Raw genomic sequence first — 15,732 nt, forward strand, 5'->3', positions numbered from 1 at the left:
CCCTCCGCCCGAGTTGTCCACAGCCTCGGGCAAGGCCCTTGAACGCCTCCAGTACCTTGTACGCGTGCCAGAGCCGTCCCCTCAACCCAAGCGCCGTGGCCGCCTTCTCCGTTTCGGGGCGGCCCTCGTGGTCCTGCTGTCCGTCGCGGGCTATCTCGCCGTCCAGTACCTCACGGGCTCGGCAACGCCGAGATGCCAGGTGGTCTCCGGCAAGGGCGACGGGGCGTCGTACCAGTTCACGCCCGAACAGGCGGTCAACGCGGCGACGATCTCCGCCGTCGGCACCACGCGCGGCCTGCCCGAGAGGGCGGTGACCATCGCGCTCGCGACCGCGCTCCAGGAGTCGGGCCTGCGCAACATCGAGCACGGCGACCGGGATTCGCTCGGACTGTTCCAGCAGCGCCCCTCGCAGGGGTGGGGCACCGAGAAGCAGATCATGGACCCGACGTATGCCGCGACCGTGTTCTACGACCACCTGGCCAAGGTGCCGGACTACACCCGGCTGCCGCTGACCGTCGCCGCGCAGCGCGTGCAGCGCAGCGGCTTTCCGGAGGCCTACGCGAAGCACGAGCCGGACGCCACGCTGCTCGCCGCCGCACTGACCGGGCGGTCGGCGGCCGCGCTGACCTGCCAGGGGCGTCCGGCCCCGGCCCGCTCCGGCGGCCCGGACGCGGTACGGGCCGCGCTCGTACGGGACTTTGGGCGTGATGTGCTGCAGACGGCCGGCGCGGAGGTGGGCACCCACACCTCGTCCCCGTCCCCCACGGACACGGACACGGCCGCGGCGAAGCCGGGCGCAGGCGCGCTGACCATCCCGGTGCCCCGGAAGTCCACCGCCTCGGGCACGGCCCGCGAGCGTGGCTGGGAGCTGGCGCACTGGGCCGTGGCCAACTCCTCGGCGCTGCACATCGCGCGGGTCTCCTTCGCGGGCCGGGAGTGGTCGCGCGGCGGGTTCGCCGACCAGTGGCGTACGACCGGGGACTCCGGCGCGCAGGACTCGGCCGACCGGGTCCGGATCGTCACCGGGGAATAGTCCGGCCGCTCGTACGGGTCCTCACCCCTCCGGGTAATGCGCGGCGCGCCTCGTCGACGGGGCGCCCCGCTGTGCGCACCGCCTTCGCAAGGAGGGCCGAACCCCTTGGCGCCACAGGGCTGTAAGGATTCGGCAGACTGTCGGACCCGGTTGCCGTTTGCCCGATTTCCTCCCCACCCGATAATGCGACGCATTACCAATTCTTTACATTGGTGCACCGCAACCTTCGGGGGCTTCGAGCGGTAGTCACTGCGTCCGAGCCCGGGACGATCAACTTCCGGGCACGGTCGGACACTTCACCGTTCTCTCCCGTCTAAGGAGCATCATGTCCCTCCCCCTGACCCGCCGGATCGCCCGTGTCGCGCTGCTCGTCGCAGCGGGAGCGGCGCCCGTGGTCGGTGCGGCCGGCTCCGCCAGCGCGGCGACGGCCGACCTGCCGGCCACCCCCAACCTCGGTGGGCTCACCGCCCTGGACCACACGCAGGTCGGCCCCACCGTCGACGGCGCGACCCAGAAGGTCGACGGTGCCGCCCAGAAGGTGACCGGGCTCGCGGGTGACACGGGCGGCCACGCGGTCAAGACCGGCGGCCAGGCGGTCAAGAAGGCGGTGCCGACGGCGGCCAGGACCGTGGGGACGGCCGGCAAGAAGGCGACGCCTATCGCGCAGAAGGCCGCCGGGGACGCGGCCGGGCAGGCCGGCGGGCTGGTCGGCGAGGCCGCCAGGAGCGGGCTGCCGGGGCAGCCGCTTCCGGTGCAGGGGCTGCCGCTGCGCGGCTGAGTCCCGGCCGCCGACGGCGGAGGGGTCCAGGGAACCGTTCCCTGGACCCCTCCGCGCGTTTCCGTCCGGTCTCTCGGCCACGGACCGGCCCGGCGCTCACGCCAGCCGCTGCACCGCCGCCCGTATCCGTACGTCCGTCGCCGTCAGGGCGACCCGCACGAACTTCTCGCCCGCGGGGCCGTAGAAGTCGCCCGGTGCGACCAGGATGCCCAGACCGGCCAGGTGGGAGACCGTCTCCCAGCAGGACTCGTCCCGGGTCGCCCACAGGTAGAGGCTCGCCTCGCTGTGCTCGATCCGGAAGCCGTGCCCGAGAAGGGCCTCGCGCAGGGCCGTGCGCCGGGCCGCGTAGCGCTCCCGCTGCTCGCGGACATGCGTGTCGTCGCCCAGCGCCGCCACCACAGCCGCCTGCGTGGGCGCCGGCGTCATCATGCCGCCGTGCTTGCGGATCTCCAGAAGCGGGCCCAGGACCTCCGGGTCGCCCGCGAGGAACGCCGCCCGGTAGCCCGCCAGGTTCGACCGCTTCGACAGCGAGTGGACGGCGACGATGCCCTCGTAGGAGCCGCCGCAGACGTCCGGGTGGAGCACCGAGACGGGGTCGGCCTCCCAGCCCAGTTCCAGGTAGCACTCGTCGGAGAAGACCAGGACGCCGTGCTCCCGCGCCCAGGCGACGATACGGGTCAGTTCCTCCTTGCCCAGCACCCTGCCCGTGGGGTTCGACGGGGAGTTGAGCCACAGGAGCTTCAGCCTCGCCGGGTCCAGCTCGGTCGGGTCGTCGTAGACCACGTGCTCCGCACGGGCCAGACGGGCGCCGACCTCGTAGGTCGGGTACGCCAGGCGGGGATAGGCGACGATGTCACCGGGGCCGAGGCCCAGCTGGGTCGGGAGCCAGGCGACGAGCTCCTTGGAGCCGACGACGGGCAGGACGTGCCGGTGGGTCACGCCGCGGGCACCGAGACGGCGCTCCACCCATCCCGTGATCGCGTCCCGCAGCTCGGGCGTGCCCCAGACGGTCGGATAGCCCGGGGAGTCCGCCGCCGCGACCAGTGCCTTCTGGATCAGCTCGGGAACCGGGTCGACGGGGGTGCCGACGGACAGGTCGACGATCCCGCCCGGATGCGCGGCAGCCGTCTTCTTGTACGGCTCGAGCTTGTCCCAGGGGAAGGTCGGAAGGCGGTGGATGACTGCGGACAACGGGATCGGCTCACTTTCTGCTCTCAAAGGCACCCCCCTACGAGCGTAGGCGGACGCCAAACGCCTCGGTCCCGTACGGCGCCGGTGAGCGCCGTACGGGACCGAGACGGCACGGTTGTGCCCTCGCCTACTGGTTCATCGGGGGCAGCGCCGCGATGAAGGGGTGGTCGCGCTCGATCAGCCCCAGCTTGCTGGCCCCGCCGGGCGAGCCGAGCTCGTCGAAGAACTCGACGTTCGCCTTGTAGTAGTCCTTCCACTCCTCGGGAGTGTCATCCTCGTAGAAGATCGCCTCGACCGGGCAGACCGGCTCGCAGGCTCCACAGTCGACGCATTCGTCCGGGTGGATGTACAAGGACCGCTGGCCCTCATAGATGCAGTCGACCGGGCACTCCTCGATGCACGCCTTGTCCTTGACGTCGACACAAGGCTCTGCGATGACGTAGGTCACGCTGTCGTTCCTCCTCGGTAGGGCGCTGGCGGGCCTCCGCAGGCTCCGCCGCCTGGCGCGCGGGAGCGCGGCGTCGTCGATGCCCGCACCTAGTATCTCCGTTCCTGGGCATGATCCGAACAGGAGGGGTGAACTGACCTGTGGAAATCTCTGCGGGCGGACGGCTCGAGGTCCGAATCACCGCTGCTGACGTGGGAAAACGCGTCTCCGTACGGCGGTGGAGCGAACATGCCGCCGAGGGTGAGAGGTTCACCGACACGGTCGGAGTTCTCACATCATGGGACAACGGTGTGCTACTGATCACACGACGGGACGGCGAGGGCGTCCGGATCGCGGAATCCTCGCTGGTCGCGGGCAAGATCGTGCCCGCGGCACCGGCCCGACGGCGGGGCCCCGCGGCGTCCTGGGAGGAGCTGGCGCGGATCTCCGCCCGCTCCTGGCAGCCGTTGGAGCGGGAGCGGCTCGGCGCGTGGGAGCTGCGCGCCGCGGCCGGGTTCACCCGCCGCGCCAACTCGGTGCTGCCGCTCGGCGACCCCGGGCTGCCGCTGGACCAGGCACTGACCGCCGTACGGCGCTGGTACGCGGCCCGTGGCCTGCCCGCCTATGTGCAAGCGGCGACCGGCGCCGAGGGCGCCCAGGAGCTGCTCTGCGCGGAGCTGGAGGCGCGCGGCTGGACACGGGAGGTGACCGCCGGGCTGTGGACGGGAGGTCTTGCGCCGGTCGCGGACCGCGAGACGTCCGGGGTGGAGCTGTCCCGCACGGCCGACGAGGCGTGGCTCGCCCGCTACCACCGGCGCCCGGGGCTGAGCGACGTGGCGCTGAGGGTGCTCGGCAGCGGGCCCTCGGTGTGGTTCGCGACGGTGCCGGGCGCGCAGGGCGGTCCGCCGGCGGCCATCGGGCGGTGCGTGGTGGACGGGCGATGGGCCGGCTTCGCGGCGGTCGAGGTCGACCCGGAGCAGCGCCGCCGGGGGCTGGCATCGGCCGTGATGGCCGCGCTGGCCCGGCGGGCCCTCGACGAGGGCGCCTCGGCGGCCTGGCTCCAGGTGGAGACCGACAACGCGGCGGCGCGGGCGCTGTATACACGGCTCGGCTTCGCGGCACATCATGCATATCACCACTACCGGGAGCCGGAGGGCTCCCGTGGACCGGGCGCCGACGGCCCGCGGGTTGCCGGGACCGGTCCGGTGGTATGAGAGGTTTCGAGGCTGCCATGCGTGCCCCCTATCCCCCGGAGCCGGAGCGGGCCGCCGAGGTGCGACGGCGGTTCGGCGACGAGGCGCGCTCCGCGCGGCCGGACCTGGCGACCCTGTGTCTGCTCGTGGGCGCGGCCGCCGACGGTGGGCTGGACGAGGCCGGGATGGACGCGGCGCAGATCGAGCTGGACCGGCTCGCCGGGGAGCTGCCGTACGCGCCGGGCGATCCCAGTGCCTGGGCCCAGGCACTGGCCGATGTCCTCGGCGGGCGGTGCGGGTTCCACGGCTCGGCCGCGGACTACGAGCGCCTGGATTCCTCGCTGCTGCACGAGGTGCTGCGACGGCGGCGCGGGCTGCCGATCCTGCTGTCGGTGGTGTGGATCGAGGTGGCCCGCAGAGCGGGGGCGCCGGTGCACGGCGTGGCGCTGCCGGGGCACTTCGTCGTGGGGTTCGGGCCTTTGGAGCAGCAGGTACTGGCCGATCCGTTCGACGGGGGCCGGCTGCTGAGCGCGGCCGACGCCGAGCTGCTGGTGGCCGGTGCCACGGGGGCGGCGATGCATCCCTCGATGCTGACGCCCGCGGATCCGCTCGAGGTCGTGCTGCGGGTGCTGAACAACATCCGTGCCTGGGCCGCCGCCCGGCCGGAGCGGTCGGATGTCGCCCTGTGGGCGGTCGAGCTGTCCCTGCTGCTGCCGTCGCATCCGGCGCGGCTGCGGTACGAGCGCGCATCGCTGCTCGTGCAGCGCGGGGAGTTTCTGCGAGGGGCCGAGGAGCTGGACGCGTACGCCGATGTCGTGGCCGACGTGGACGAGACGGCCGCCGAGCGGGTGCGGGGGCAGGCACGGGCGGCTCGGGCCCTGCTCAACTGAAGGTGCCGCCGGGGCGCCGGATGCCCGCGGCTACAGCCACCCCTTCTCCCTCGCGATGCGGACCGCCTCCGCCCTGTTGCGGACCGCCAGCTTCTGTATCGCCGTGGAGAGGTAGTTGCGGACCGTGCCCTGGGACAGATGCAGGGCCGCGGCCAGTTCCGCGTTGGTCGAGCCGTCCGCCGCCGCGCGCAGGACCTCGCGCTCGCGGTCGGTCAGCGGGTTGGCGCCGTCGGCCAGGGCGGCCGCCGCCAGCGTGGGGTCGATGACGCGCTCCCCGGCCAGCACCTTGCGCACCGCCTCGGCGAGTTGGGCCGCGGGGGCGTCCTTCACCAGGAAGGCGTCGGCGCCCGCCTCCATCGCGGAACGCAGATAGCCGGGGCGCCCGAAGGTGGTGAGGACGACCACCTTGAGATCCGGGAACTCCCGTCGCAGTACCGCCGCCGCCTCGATCCCGGTGGCGCCGGGCATCTCGATGTCCAGCAGCGCCACGTCCACCGCGTGGGCGCGTGCCGCCGTCTGAACCTCGTCCCCGCGGGCGACCTGGACGACGACCTCCATGTCCTCCTCCAGGCCGAGCAGGGCGGCCAGTGCCTCGCGGACCATCGACTGGTCCTCGGCGAGCAGGACCTTGATCGTGCGGCTCATGACCCGGATCCTACGTCCGCCGCGGTGCCGGCGGGCACGCGTGCCACCAGCCGGAACCCGTGCCTGACGCGGCCCGCCTCCAGCGTCCCGCCGGCCTTCTCCAGCCGCTCGGTCAGGCCCGTCAGACCGTTGCCGGGGCCCTTGCCCGAGCCGCCCGAGCCGTTGTCCTCCACGGAGAGTTCCAGCACCGGCCCGTCCAGGGTCTGCCGGCGGAGCACCTCCACCGTGCAGCGCGAGGCGCCGCTGTGCCGGACGACATTGGTGACCGCCTCGCGCAGCGCCCAGGCCAGGGCGGACTCGCTGTCCTCGGAGATGCCTTCGAGGCCGGCTTCCGCGGGGACGTCCGCGGTGACCGCGGCCGCCGCCAGGGCGACCTGGGCGCCCGCGAGTTCGGCGGCCAGGCGGGGGCGGCGGTAGCCGGTGACCGCCTCGCGCACGTCGACGAGGGCCTGGCGGCTGACCTGCTCGATGTCGGCGACCTGCTGGGCCGCCTTGTCGGGATGGCCGGGGAGCATGCGGCCGGCCAGCTCGCTCTTCAGGGTGATCAGGGAGAGCGAGTGGCCGAGCAGGTCGTGCAGATCGCGGGCCAGCCGGAGCCGCTCCTCGTTGGCCGCCAGCTGCGCGACCGTAGCCCGGGCCCTGCGCAGTTCGATGGTCGTCCGGATCAGCTGGACCACACCGGTCATGGCGAAGCCGATGAGCAGCACCAGGATGACCAGGTTCTGGGCCTCGCGCTCGCCGCCGTGCAGCCCGACGAGCAGCATCACACCGGCCGTCGCCGGGATCGCCCAGTAGGCCGCCCTCAGCGGGAGGGTCGCCCCGCAGGCCACGGAGACATAGCAGTAGAGGCCGAGCCAGAACGGGCCGAGGGTGAAGCACAGCAGGGTCGCGAGCACACCTAGGAATGCGACCAGGATGACCACGAACCGCGGGGGCAACGGCGTACCCATGTTCCGGAAGACCAGCGTCAGATAGGCCCCGACGAAGACCGCCAGGCCCAGCCAGCCGCCCACGGTGCCCGCGGTCGTGTGGTGACCGGAGAGCAGGTCGTGGACCGGCGAGCTGAGGAAGACCAGCCAGACGCCGATCCACAGCAACTTGCGCAGGAGCAGGTCGCGGCCGGTGCGGGGCGGCTCTCCCAACGGGATCACCCGCTCCGCACAGACGGTCTCGGCCCCCGGGACCTGTGTCATCGTGCTCACGCCTTCAGCGTGTCCTTCCGGTACAGCCAGGCCGCGCCGCCCGCGAACAGGGCGAAGAAGACGACGAGGATGGCGATGTCCTTGGTGTGTGGGGCCTGGCTCTGTTCGATGGCCTGCCCCAGAGCAGCGTACGCGTGCGTGGGCAGCCACTTGGCGATGTCCTGCAACCAGCCCGGGAAGACCGCCGACGGCCACCACAGTCCGCCCAGGATCGACAGACCGAAGTAGGTGATCATGGTGATCGGGCGGACCGCGTCCCCGGTGGCGAGGTAGCCGATGGCCACGCCGAGCGCGGCGAAGACGAGGCTGCCGGCCCAGATCGCCCCCGTGAGGGCGAGCCACTGCCAGGCGTCGAGGCGGACGTGCTTCAGTGCGGCGGCGACCGCGAAGACGACGACGATGGACGGCAGGCTGACGACGGCGGCACTGGCGGTCTTGGCCAGCACATATCCGCGCCCCGGCAGGGTGGTCAGCCTGAGCTGCCGCACCCAGCCGCTCTCGCGCTCCTTGGCGATGCGCTCGCTGTTGCCCATGAGCACGGCGGTCAGGGCGCCGAAGGAGGCCATCGAGACCATCATGTACGTCGGCACGGTCAGACCGCTGCCGGGGATCTCGCTGTCGGCGCTGCCGGAGGTGCTCGAGATGAGCAGGAACAGGGCCGCCGGGTAGATCACCGAGAAGAACAGGAACTTGCGGTTGCGCAGCGCGCGGGAGAGTTCCAGCTTGATCAGCGCGTTCACGACTGCCTGGCCTCCTCGGCCTCGGTGATGGCCACGAATGCCTGCTCGAGTCCGAGTCCGGCGACTTCGAGGTTGCGGGGGTAGACGCCGAGGCCGTACAGAGCGTGGACGGTCGCGTCGGCGTCGGTGGACTGGATACGGACGGTCTGTCCCGAGCCCGCGGCGGAGCCGTTCGCGGACACGGTGATCGAGGTCAGGAACGGCAGCGCGCGCAGCGATGTCTCGTCGATCGGCCCCTCGAGGTCGAAGGAGACCCGGCGGGCACCCGCCTTCGCCTTGATCTCGGCGGCGGTGCCGTCGGCGAGGAGCCGTCCGCGGTGCAGCACCAGCACCCGGTCCGCTATCGCGTCGGCCTCTTCGAGGTAGTGCGTGGCGAACAGAACCGCGCGGCCCTGGTCGGCCTGCTCGCGCATGGTGGCCCAGAAGGCCTGACGGGCGGAGACGTCCATGCCGGTGGTCGGCTCGTCGAGCACGATCAGATCGTTGGCCCCGGCGGTGGCGAGGGCGAAGCGGACGCGCTGGGCCTGACCGCCGGAGAGCTTGTTGACCTTGCGGTCGGCGATCTGCGTGATGCCCGCGCGGGCGAGCACGTCGGAGACCTTGTACGGCTTCGGGTGCAGCGCACCGGCCAGCTTGACCAGCTCTGCGACCGTGACCTCGTCCATCAGCCCGCCGCTCTGGAGCATGGCACCGACCCGTCCGGCGACGATGGCGTCGCGCGGACTGGTTCCGAAGACCTGCACGGAGCCGCTGTCCGGCTGCTTGAGCCCGAGGAGCAGGTCCAAGGTGGTGGACTTGCCCGCCCCGTTCGGCCCGAGCAGGGCCACCGTCTCCCCCGGGTGCAGTCGGAGCGTCAGCCCGTCCACGGCCCGTACGTCGCCGTACGCCTTGGTCACCTGATCGAACCCGACCACCGGTTCGGTGGCCGCCTCTGTCGTCGTCATGGACACATCGTGGCGGTGCGGGGGTGCCGCCGGGCAGTGCCGGGTGTCGTCACTCCGGCATGACGGATGTCATGGCCGGGACGGTGACACGAGGGGGCGTCGGAGCGCGGGGAGAGCGCTCTGACAGGGGAAGGGGCGCCCGGTGACAGGGGAGGCGGGAAGCCCGGTGACAGGGCAGGGGGCCGCCCGGTCAGGACCGGACGCCCCCTCCCCTGTGCCTGCCGGTCAGCTCGGGTTGGTGTCGATCGTCCCGACGCGCGTCGCCGTGGTCTTGCCGAGAAGGGCCGGCCGCAGTGCGCTGATCACGTCCTCCACGGTGACCGGCGTCTTCTTGCCGGTGCCCCGGCTGATGAGGACGCCGTCGAACGCGTGGCCGTACAGCTTCTGCAGGGCCGCCTTGTCGTACGACTCGACGAGCTTGCCGTCGACGGCCTTCACCTGGAGGAATTTCCACAGGGAGTTCTGCGGGCTGAAGGCGACGCCATGGGCCGCGTCCACCCGCACGATCACGTTGGCGGACATCGCGGGCTCGGCGAACGCCTTCATCATCCGGTCGACCTCGGCGTTCGGGACCGTCGGCTGACGGGTGGTCGTGGGCACCCGCACGGGCGTGCTGGTGTCGGTCTCCACCTCGGTGCGGTATGCCTGCACGACGGCCTGGATCGAGCCGGCGACGTCGATGCCCTTGCCCGCCTTGCCGTAGACGGCGACGGCCTTGCCGGACCGGAACTGGATCGTGCCCTCGGTCATCGAGCCGGCGCCGCCCGCGGCGCGCTCCAGGGCGGCCTGGAGCTTCTCCTCGTCGACCGGCATCACGGGTTCGACGACGCGCTGCTGCCCGAAGAGCGAGCCGATCACCGACACCGGGTTGTAGTCGCTCTGGGCCGCGGCGGCCACGGTGGCCTTGCTGTCGAGCTGGAGACCGGACTGGTCGGGCTTGAGGGCCACCGTCTTGCCGTCGACCGACAGCTGAAGCGGCTTGTCCGTACGGCTGCCCAGCGCGGAGTCCAGCTTCCGGGTCGCCTCGTCACGGGTGCCGCCGCCGATGTCGACGCCGAGCACGGTGGTGCCCTTGGGCACGTCGGAGTGGTTCATCAGCAGTCCGGCGCCGTAGGCGACACCGGCGATGACGACCAGGCCGCCGACCAGCAGCACCAGCTTGTTGCGGCCCTTCTTCTTGGCCGGCTTCGCCGCGGCGGTGTTCTTCGCCCTGGGCGGGTCGGGCAGCTTCGGGGGCGTGTGCGGCACCGGTCCGCCGGAGGCCGAGCCCGCGTCGAACGGGCCGCTCTGGGCGCCCGGCGGAACCACCGGGATACCGCTGGTGACGGTGTGTCCGGAGATGTTGTCGCCGGGGCCGCCGAAGCCCTGGAAGCCCGGTTCGGGGGCGGGCCTCTGCGGGGTGAGGATCGCGGTGTCGTCGCTGAGCCCGCCGCCGGGAAGACCCTGGCCCGCGGCGACGCCGGGCGCGCCGGGACCGAGCGGTCCTGGGGCGGCGCCGGGGGTGCCCGGCATACCGGGTGCCGGCAGGCCCGGGCCGCCGGGGCCGGGGGCGTTGAGACCGGGACCGCCGGGCGTCGGGCCGGAGAGGGCGGGAGGGATGACCGGCCCGTCTCCGGTGACCGGGCCGCCGGTGGGTCCGGAGGGGCCGGAGCGGCCCGGCTCGGTGAAGTACGGCAGGTCGTCGCGACGGGGCTCGCCGCCGCCGGAGCCGATGTCGGAGCCGATGACCGGGAACGAGGCGGTGCTGGCCGCCACCGCGTCGGACACGTCGAAGGAGCCGGTGCCGCCGCCGTGTCCCGGCGCGACAGGGCCCGCACCGGTGGCACCCGGGAGCCCCTTGCCGTTGGTTCCGCCGGGGCGCGCGCCAGGCGTACCCGCGCCTGCCGTACCCCCTCCGAGCCGTGCGCCGGGGCCGCCCGGCGCACTGGAAGCACCTGAGCGCGCAGCACCGATGCCGTTCGCGCCGGAAGTGCCGGGCCGCGCACCGCCCGCGCTGTGCGGGCCCTGTATGCCCGAAGCGCCGGGCAGACCCGCGCCGTTGGTCGAACCACCGCCCTGCGGGCCCGTGGGCGCCGCGGGCTTGCGGGGTGCGAACCAGTCGCTCGCCTTCTCCTCCGCCGGAGCGGAGGGCTCCGGAGGGGCCTCCTGGGTACCGAGCGCACTCATGGTGCCGGTGGTCTCGGAGTCGGTGCCCGCGTCGTCGGCGGCGTCGGAGGTGTCGGCGTCCGCGACGGGTGTGCGCACGACGACCGGCGGAATGGGGCGCGACCCGGGGATGTTGATCCGGATCCGGGTCGTCAGAGTGGTCTCGGTCTTGCGTTCCTCCGGCCGTGTGGCCGGGCGGCTCGCGTCCGCACCGTCCGAGGAAGCCATGGGGGTCCCGTACGGCGGCGTCCCCGACGGGTACGCGGATCCACCGCGTCCGTTGGGTCCGGCGGACGAACTGTCAGTTTCACGACTCAAGGCAGGTTCTCCCGGTTGGCTCCACCGCCTGTTTCGACCTCAACAGGTGGGCCTCCCTGCTCGAGCGAAACCGAGAGCATGCGGGAGGCTCGGCGGCGCGCACCACCATACTGGCCGCTCGTGGCCCGGGGACCGCGGCCGTGAGGGAAACCGCACCGGACCCCCACCGACCCGCCCCGTTTTCCCGGGGGACATCCCGTGACCCGGGTGGAGAAGTGGTACGTCACTGACCAAGTCGGGCGCCGGGGCCGCCGGGTTGCCGTCCCGGGGCAAGGGTGGCGCAGATCACAGCGATGCCCATGCCGCCGAGCAGGAACAGATACGAGCCGACGCCCGCGCCGAACAGGAAGTCCCCTTCCGGGCGGCTCGCCGTGAGAAGGACCACGGCGATCAGCCACCCGGCGGCGGGTGCGAGCGCCCCCGCCCTGGTCCCCGTGGCCCACCCGCCCCCGACGAACAGCCCTGCGGCGGCGGCGAGCGCGAGCAGCAGTCCGCCGGGGAACAAGCCGCCCTGGACGAGCCCGCCCGCCGCACCGGTCATCGCGCCGAGCACCAGGAGGCCGAGGTAGGCGGCGACCCGCCCGGCCGAGGGCAAAGTGAGCGGCTGTGCAAGTGCATTCGGCTGTTTGCCCGTGGGGGTCATGGGGCCACTCCTTCGAACAGGTCCGTCTCGTGGGGGGCGTCGCCTGCCCGGCTTGCGGCCGGGGGGGCTCCCGTCTTGCTTCGCCCGCCGTGCGCCAACTCGTAGTACTCGGTGGTGAACAGCGGCTGGGCCAGTGCGTTGGAGAGCGCGAACCAGGGTTCCGCGACCTCGATCTGCGTGGCGTGCGCCCGCATCGCCGCGGCCTTCGCGGCAGCGAAGACGGTGCCGTCGATCTCCGTGGTGACCACCGGGTCCTCGACCACGCCGGGGACGTCGTCGACGGCCGCCGCCCTGGCGAAGGGCGTCGTGCCGAGCGCCTCGCCGAGCCGGGCGAAAGCGGACTCGGCGACCGAGCGCGGCGTCCGGTTCCAGTAGACCTTGAGGATCTCCCAGGGCGCGCCGAGGTCCGGCCGGAAGCCGGGGTCGGCGGCCAGTTCGGCGGCGCGCACGGCGACGCGGTGCGCCTGGACGTGGTCCGGGTGGCCGTAGCCGCCGTTCGCGTCGTAGGTGACGAGGACCTGGGGACGGACCTCCCGGACGACCGCCACCAGATGGCCGGCCGCCTCGTCGAGGTCGGCGGACCAGAAGGCCCCCGGGCGGTGGTTCTGCGGGGCGCCCGCCATCCCGGAGTCGCGATAGCGGCCCGGCCCGCCGAGGAAGCGGTGGTCGGTGACGCCCAGCTCCTTCATGGCGGCGGCCAGTTCGCCGGCGCGGTACGGCCCCAGTGCGTCGTCGCGGTCCGGCGCGAGATGCGCCAGCGCGGGCGGGATGACCTCGCCCTCCTCCCCGAGGGTGCAGGTCACCAGCGTCACCCGGGCGCCCTCGGCCGCGTACTTGGCCATGGTCGCGCCGTTGTTGATGGACTCGTCGTCGGGGTGCGCGTGCACCAGGAGCAGACGCCGGTCGGGCAGATCCGTCATGGATCCCACCCTACGAGGCGTCCTGCGCCCCGCGTCCCACCCGTTGCGCCGGCCCGGCGCGGGTCAGAACTTGATGCTGCCGATCATCCCGGCGATGTTCGTCGTCAGATCGTGGATCGTCGGGGCGACGGTCGAGGAGGCGAGATAGAAGCCGAGCAACATGCAGACGATCGCATGCCCGGCCTTCAGCCCTGACTTCCTGATCAGAAGGAAGACGATGATCGCCAGCAGCACCACCGCCGAAATCGAGAGTGCCACGGCGGCTCACCTCCAAAGATCCACAGGGGCAGGGGGTCGGACTACGGGGGCAACATATCCATGCGGAAAAGGCCACGCAGATAAATCCACATAGATGCCAGCGGGTTCATACCCACTATGCGCTAGTGATCATAACTATCCGTACGTGCGCATCGGTCGGCGCACGGCCGCACAAGGGGGCGCATGGCCAATATGGTCGGGGCATGACGACCGAGCCAGCTTCCTTTCCCCGACGGCACGCGCGGACCCAGCGGTTCACGCTCGGCGCGCCGCGCGCGTTCGCCGTCGCGCCCGACGGTTCCCGTGTCGCGTTTCTGCGATCGGCCTCGGCCACGGACCGCGCGCACCAGCTGTGGGTCCTCGATGTGGCGGACGGCTCCGAGCGCCTGGCGGCCGATCCGGACGCGCTGCTCGGCGGCGCCGCCGAGGAGTTGGCGCCCGAGGAGCGCGCCCGCCGGGAACGCAGCCGCGAGGGCGGCGCCGGAATCGTCGGCTACGCCACCGACACGGCCCTGGAACTGGCGTCCTTCGCGTTGTCGGGGCGGCTGTTCACGGCGGAGCTGCGCACGGGCACCGCACGCGAACTCCGGGTGCCGGGCCCGGTGATCGACCCACGGCCGGCTCCCGACGGACGGCGCATCGCCTACGTCTCCCGCGGCGCCCTGCGGGTGGTGGGGACGGAGGGCGAGGACGACCGGGCGCTCGCCGAGCCGGAATCAAAGTCCGTGACGTATGGGCTGGCCGAGTTCGTCGCGGCCGAGGAGATGAGCCGTACGCGGGGCTTCTGGTGGTCGCCGGAGTCCGACCGGCTGCTCGTGGCGCGCGTGGACGACGCGCCGGTGCGCCGCTGGTGGATCTCCGATCCGGCGCATCCCGGCCGGGAGCCGCAGGCGGTGGCGTATCCGGCGGCGGGCACCGACAACGCGGACGTCCGCCTGTTCGTCATCGGGGTCGACGGAGTGCGCACCGAGGTCGTCTGGGACCGGGCCGGCTACCCGTATCTGGCGCGAGTGCACTGGTCGGCAGCGGGCGCGCCGCTGATCCTCGTACAGGCGCGTGACCAGCGCGGCCAGCTGTACCTGGCCGTGGACCCGGACACCGGGGCGACCCGGATGGTGCACGCAGAGGAAGATCCACATTGGCTGGAACTCTTCCCCGGGGTGCCGTGCTGGAGCCCCTCCGGGCAACTGGTGAGGATCTCCGACGAGGGCGGCGCGCGCGTGCTCGCGGTCGGCGAACGTCCGCTGACCGGGCCGCAGCTGCACCTGCGGGCGGTGCTGGACGTGTCGGACGACGACGTGCTGGTCGCGGCCTCCGCAGGGGAGGCGGCCGCCGGTCCGGAGATCGGCGAGGTCCATGTGTACCGGGTCAACGAACTGGGTGTGGAGCGCCTGTCGCAGCAGCCGGGTGTGCACTCGGCGGTACGCGCCGGGGGCGTGACCGTGCTCGTCTCCTCGGTTCCCGGCCTCCCGGGTGCCCAAGTTCAGGTGCTGCGCGACGGCACGCGCATCGCGACCGTGGTGTCCCACGCCGAGCATCCGGGCCTGTCCCCGCGCCTCACGCTGACGCAGGGGGGCGCACGGCGCATCCCATGCGCCGTACTGCTGCCCAGGGACTACACCGGTGACGCCTCCCTGCCCGTCCTCATGGACCCCTACGGAGGCCCGCACGGACAGCGGGTGGTCGCCGCGCACAACCCGCATCTCACCTCCCAGTGGTTCGCCGACCAGGGCTTCGCCGTGGTCGTCGCGGACGGCCGGGGCACCCCGGGCCGCTCCCCCGCCTGGGAGAAGGCGGTCCGTGACGACCTCGCGGCCGTCGTGCTCCAGGACCAGGTCGACGCGCTGCACGCCCTGGCCGGCGACTTCCCGCTCGACCTGTCCCGGGTCGGGATCCGAGGCTGGTCCTTCGGGGGCTATCTGGCGGCGCTCGCGGTGCTGCGCCGCCCGGACGTGTTCCACGCGGCGGTGGTCGGCGCCCCGGTGACCGACCTGCGGCTGTACGACACCCACTACCAGGAGCGCTATCTGGGACATCCCGGCGAACAACCCGAGGTCTACCGCCGCAACTCCCTGATCGACGACGCGGGCCTGGTGGACGCCGCGGACCCGGCTCGCCCGATGATGATCGTCCACGGTCTGGCGGACGACAATGTGGTGGTCGCCCACTCCCTGCGCCTGTCCTCCGCCCTGCTGGCCGCGGGCCGCCCCCACGAGGTGCTGCCGCTGTCCGGGGTGACCCATATGACGCCGCAGGAAACGGTCGCGGAGAACCTGCTGCTGCTCCAGCGGGATTTCCTCAGGCGCGCTCTGAACCTGGGCTGAGCGGCGCGAGAACGGGCAACGGGCCGGGATGCGGAGCGCATCCCGGCCCGTACACGGCACCCGCACGGCCGTACGGTGTCC

At 72.6% G+C, this 15,732-nt stretch carries 15 protein-coding genes; 5 read left to right on the forward strand and 10 right to left on the reverse strand.

Annotated features, from left to right (window positions below):
• Positions 1-64 precede the first annotated feature (64 nt).
• Entirely contained in the window at positions 65-1,033 is a 969-nt protein-coding gene (locus ABZ876_RS01510) for a heavy metal transporter (RefSeq protein WP_361772591.1), read from the forward strand.
• A 325-nt stretch (positions 1,034-1,358) separates the two neighbouring features.
• Positions 1,359-1,811: an ATP-binding protein gene (locus tag ABZ876_RS01515; protein WP_361772593.1), complete on the forward strand. Its 453-nt coding sequence runs from the start codon at positions 1,359-1,361 to the stop codon at positions 1,809-1,811.
• A gap of 96 nt (positions 1,812-1,907) precedes the next feature.
• Here ABZ876_RS01515 and ABZ876_RS01520 read toward each other — a convergent pair whose 3' ends face one another.
• Entirely contained in the window at positions 1,908-3,002 is a 1,095-nt protein-coding gene (locus tag ABZ876_RS01520) for a bifunctional succinyldiaminopimelate transaminase/glutamate-prephenate aminotransferase (protein WP_361772595.1), read from the reverse strand.
• A gap of 127 nt (positions 3,003-3,129) precedes the next feature.
• Positions 3,130-3,450, reverse strand: coding sequence for a ferredoxin (gene fdxA, locus ABZ876_RS01525; RefSeq protein WP_043443616.1), 321 nt, complete (start codon positions 3,448-3,450; stop codon positions 3,130-3,132).
• Between the two features lie 140 nt (positions 3,451-3,590).
• Here fdxA and ABZ876_RS01530 point away from each other — a divergent pair, with 140 nt between their 5' ends.
• Together ABZ876_RS01530 and ABZ876_RS01535 are read left to right on the forward strand one after the other, a co-directional pair.
• A complete protein-coding gene (locus ABZ876_RS01530) occupies positions 3,591-4,643 on the forward strand; it encodes a GNAT family N-acetyltransferase (protein WP_361772598.1) in 1,053 nt (350 codons plus the stop codon).
• Between the two features lie 17 nt (positions 4,644-4,660).
• Complete coding sequence (locus ABZ876_RS01535; protein ID WP_361772600.1) at positions 4,661-5,512, forward strand: transglutaminase-like domain-containing protein; 852 nt, start codon at positions 4,661-4,663, stop codon at positions 5,510-5,512.
• 30 nt (positions 5,513-5,542) lie between these two features.
• Here ABZ876_RS01535 and ABZ876_RS01540 read toward each other — a convergent pair whose 3' ends face one another.
• The 8 genes from ABZ876_RS01540 to ABZ876_RS01575 form a co-directional block, all read right to left on the reverse strand.
• The gene (locus tag ABZ876_RS01540) at positions 5,543-6,157 is read right to left on the reverse strand and encodes a response regulator transcription factor (RefSeq protein WP_361772602.1); all 615 of its coding nucleotides are present in this window, start codon (positions 6,155-6,157) and stop codon (positions 5,543-5,545) included.
• Positions 6,154-7,350: a histidine kinase gene (locus tag ABZ876_RS01545; protein WP_361773864.1), complete on the reverse strand. Its 1,197-nt coding sequence runs from the start codon at positions 7,348-7,350 to the stop codon at positions 6,154-6,156. The genes ABZ876_RS01540 and ABZ876_RS01545 overlap by 4 nt, the downstream gene beginning before the upstream one ends.
• 5 nt (positions 7,351-7,355) lie before the next feature.
• On the reverse strand, positions 7,356-8,099 hold the full coding sequence (locus tag ABZ876_RS01550) for an ABC transporter permease (protein ID WP_361772604.1): 744 nt from the start codon (positions 8,097-8,099) through the stop codon (positions 7,356-7,358).
• Complete coding sequence (locus tag ABZ876_RS01555; RefSeq protein WP_361772606.1) at positions 8,096-9,043, reverse strand: ABC transporter ATP-binding protein; 948 nt, start codon at positions 9,041-9,043, stop codon at positions 8,096-8,098. The genes ABZ876_RS01550 and ABZ876_RS01555 overlap by 4 nt, the downstream gene beginning before the upstream one ends.
• Positions 9,044-9,268: 225 nt before the next feature.
• Positions 9,269-11,506, reverse strand: coding sequence for a hypothetical protein (locus ABZ876_RS01560; RefSeq protein WP_361772608.1), 2,238 nt, complete (start codon positions 11,504-11,506; stop codon positions 9,269-9,271).
• A gap of 223 nt (positions 11,507-11,729) precedes the next feature.
• Positions 11,730-12,149 (reverse strand): DUF6113 family protein, encoded by a 420-nt coding sequence (locus tag ABZ876_RS01565; protein WP_361772610.1) that lies wholly within the window; start codon positions 12,147-12,149, stop codon positions 11,730-11,732.
• Positions 12,146-13,069, reverse strand: coding sequence for an N-acetyl-1-D-myo-inositol-2-amino-2-deoxy-alpha-D-glucopyranoside deacetylase (gene mshB / locus ABZ876_RS01570; protein ID WP_361772612.1), 924 nt, complete (start codon positions 13,067-13,069; stop codon positions 12,146-12,148). Before mshB ends, ABZ876_RS01565 begins: the two co-directional genes overlap by 4 nt.
• Before the next feature lie 63 nt (positions 13,070-13,132).
• A complete protein-coding gene (locus ABZ876_RS01575; RefSeq protein ID WP_234517986.1) occupies positions 13,133-13,327 on the reverse strand; it encodes a hypothetical protein in 195 nt (64 codons plus the stop codon).
• A 203-nt stretch (positions 13,328-13,530) separates the two neighbouring features.
• On the opposite strand from ABZ876_RS01575, the gene ABZ876_RS01580 reads away from it, so the two are divergent.
• Positions 13,531-15,651 (forward strand): prolyl oligopeptidase family serine peptidase, encoded by a 2,121-nt coding sequence (locus ABZ876_RS01580; RefSeq protein ID WP_361772614.1) that lies wholly within the window; start codon positions 13,531-13,533, stop codon positions 15,649-15,651.
• The last annotated feature ends 81 nt before the right edge of the window (positions 15,652-15,732 follow it).

The sequence above is a fragment of the Streptomyces sp. NPDC046931 genome (genome assembly GCF_040644655.1).
GTDB lineage: Bacteria > Actinomycetota > Actinomycetes > Streptomycetales > Streptomycetaceae > Streptomyces.

Excerpts from the sequence above, each read along its gene's own strand:
- ABZ876_RS01535 (WP_361772600.1), top strand. The coding sequence starts at position 4,661 with ATGCGTGCCCCCTATCCCCCGGAGCCGGAGCGGGCCGCCGAGGTGCGA.
- ABZ876_RS01580 (WP_361772614.1), top strand. The coding sequence starts at position 13,531 with ATGACGACCGAGCCAGCTTCCTTTCCCCGACGGCACGCGCGGACCCAG.
- mshB (WP_361772612.1), bottom strand. The coding sequence starts at position 13,069 with ATGACGGATCTGCCCGACCGGCGTCTGCTCCTGGTGCACGCGCACCCC.
- ABZ876_RS01555 (WP_361772606.1), bottom strand. The coding sequence starts at position 9,043 with ATGACGACGACAGAGGCGGCCACCGAACCGGTGGTCGGGTTCGATCAG.
- ABZ876_RS01540 (WP_361772602.1), bottom strand. The coding sequence starts at position 6,157 with ATGAGCCGCACGATCAAGGTCCTGCTCGCCGAGGACCAGTCGATGGTC.
- ABZ876_RS01515 (WP_361772593.1), top strand. The coding sequence starts at position 1,359 with ATGTCCCTCCCCCTGACCCGCCGGATCGCCCGTGTCGCGCTGCTCGTC.
- ABZ876_RS01565 (WP_361772610.1), bottom strand. The coding sequence starts at position 12,149 with ATGACCCCCACGGGCAAACAGCCGAATGCACTTGCACAGCCGCTCACT.
- ABZ876_RS01545 (WP_361773864.1), bottom strand. The coding sequence starts at position 7,350 with ATGACACAGGTCCCGGGGGCCGAGACCGTCTGTGCGGAGCGGGTGATC.